The sequence below is a fragment of the Gordonia sp. i37 genome (assembly GCF_002043085.1).
In the GTDB taxonomy this organism is placed as follows: Bacteria; Actinomycetota; Actinomycetes; order Mycobacteriales; family Mycobacteriaceae; genus Gordonia; species Gordonia polyisoprenivorans.
The window spans coordinates 1-2,267 of sequence record NZ_MVPX01000461.1; the positions used below are offsets into that span (position 1 = coordinate 1).

Sequence of the window (2,267 nt, forward strand, 5' to 3'; positions counted from 1 at the left end):
GGGCCAGTACCGCGCGCGCCGCATCCCGGTCGACGCGGCGACCGGCGGCGGGCAGATCGGCGACCGGGGTGACCCCGTCGTAGTGCACCCCACCGTCCACCGCCGACCGTTCGAGATCGCGGTGATGACCGGCGATCGCCTCGTCGAAGCGTGCGGCGTCGACCCGGACCACCGGCGCGACGTCGTGTGTGCGGCCGAAGAGGGCCAGCAACCGGGTGAGCGGACTGCGCGGCTGACGTTGCAGGGCCGCCGCGGTCGCGTCGGCGTCGAACATCACACCCAACGCCGCGGGGTCGATGGTCGCCGAGCCGGATTCGGTGCGCAGTCGCACCGGTTCGCCCGCCTGTTGCATCAGCTCGTCGAGCCGATGGTCCAGGCGCACCGGGGACAGGTTGCCGACGTCGCGGCCGGCGGTGACCGCACCGCGGGCGGTGTGCCCCGAGGTGACCAGAAGATCCATGGACAACGTCAGGAGTATGACGGAGATCACACCTGTGGTGATTCGTGCGCCGACCCGCCATCGACGTCGCCGCACTGAACTCACGCTGTCACTCATACCGAACAAATCCGGCCAATGCGACCCGGGCGGCTTCTCCCCATAACGCAATCGAGGGCCTGACCGGCGAATTCACGCTGGCCAGGCCCTCTGTGAGAGGCGCTCCGGTTGAGCTGTCGGGTCGGGGGTCTGACAGCTCAACCGAAGCTACCCCGTATATCTACGGGACTTTCGTCTTCGTTACAACACGGGGTGTCCATTCATCGGGGGAATCCTGCGCCGGAGGAATCCCGCTCAGCCTTCGATGATCGCGGTGACGCCCTGGCCGCCCGCGGCGCAGATCGAGATCAGCGCGCGTCCGCCGCCGTTCTCCTTGATCTGCTTGGCGGCCTGGGCCACGATACGTCCACCGGTGGCGGCGAACGGGTGTCCCGCGGCCAGCGACGAGCCGTTGACGTTGAGCTTGCTGCGGTCGATCGCGCCGAGCGCCTTGTCCAGGCCCAGCCGCTCCTTGCAGTACTCCTCGGACTCCCATGCCTGCAGGGTCGCGAGCACCACCGAGGCGAACGCCTCGTGGATCTCGTAGAAGTCGAAGTCCTGCAAGGTGAGGCCGTTGCGCTCGAGCAGACGCGGGACGGCGTAGGTGGGTGCCATCAGCAGGCCGTCGGGGCCGTTGACGTAATCGACCGCCGCGGACTCGGAGTCGACGAAGTACGCCAGGACCGGGATGCCCTTGTCCTGTGCCCACTCGTCGCTGGCGAGCAGCACGGTCGACGCACCGTCGGTCAGCGGCGTCGAATTGCCCGCGGTCATGGTGGCGTCGCCCAGCGACACCCCGAAGACCGGCTTGAGCTTGGCGAGCTTCTCGACGCTGGAGTCGCCGCGCAGGTTCTGATCGCGGGTCAGGCCGAGGAACGGGGTGACCAGATCGTCGAAGAAGCCGGCGTCGTAGGCGGCGGCCATCTTCTGGTGGCTGGCCGCGGCGAGCGCGTCCTGGTCGGCACGCTTGATACCGAACTCCTTGGCGGTGATCGCGGCGTGCTCACCCATCGACATCCCGGTGCGGGGCTCGCCGTTGCGCGGGATCTCGATGCCGAGCTTGGGCAGCGCCTTGAGGAGTCCGAGGACCTGGTCCTGGGTGCTGCGGGCCCGGTTCACCTCGAGCAGGCCGCGACGGAAACCCTCGGAGACGCCGATCGGCGCGTCGGAGGTGGTGTCGACGCCACCGCCGACGGCGACGTCGTAGCGTCCGCGCGCGATGCCGTCGGCGACGGCGGTGATCGCCTGCAGACCGGTGCCGCACGCCTGCTGGATGTCGAAGGCCGGGGTGTAGGGCGACAGGGCCGATCCCAGCACGGATTCGCGGATGAGATTGAAATCACGCGACAGTTTCAGGACGGCGCCACCGGCCACCATGCCGAGTCGTTCGCCCTGGAGGCTGTAGCGACTGACGAGGCCGTCGAGGGCCGCGGTGAACATGTCTTGGTTGCTGACCTTGGCATATGCCTTGTCCTGCCGCGCGAACGGAATGCGGTTGCCGCCGAGGATCGCGACCGGGCGCTCGGTGCGGGTCTTGGGTGTGTTGGCCACGAGAGATCTCCCAGGTGTCGATTGGTACCTTTAACGTATTCTTACTCCAGAGTAAGTTAGATGTCGAACGGCGCTCCACCCAGCAGCGTCCTCGATCACACCGAGCGTGAGAACAATTCAGAGGAGATTCACGTGGCTGCCAACTCCACGACCGCAGGCCTGTACTCGAGTTTCGTGCACT

At 67.3% G+C, this 2,267-nt stretch carries 1 protein-coding gene and 1 pseudogene; both read right to left on the reverse strand.

Translation table 11 applies throughout. The features are described from left to right. A pseudogene (locus tag B1964_RS22600) lies at positions 1-460 on the reverse strand (hypothetical protein); the annotation flags it as partial. A 330-nt stretch (positions 461-790) separates the two neighbouring features. Next, positions 791-2,086 (reverse strand): acetyl-CoA C-acetyltransferase, encoded by a 1,296-nt coding sequence (locus B1964_RS22605; protein ID WP_006369432.1) that lies wholly within the window; start codon positions 2,084-2,086, stop codon positions 791-793. Positions 2,087-2,267 lie beyond the last annotated feature (181 nt).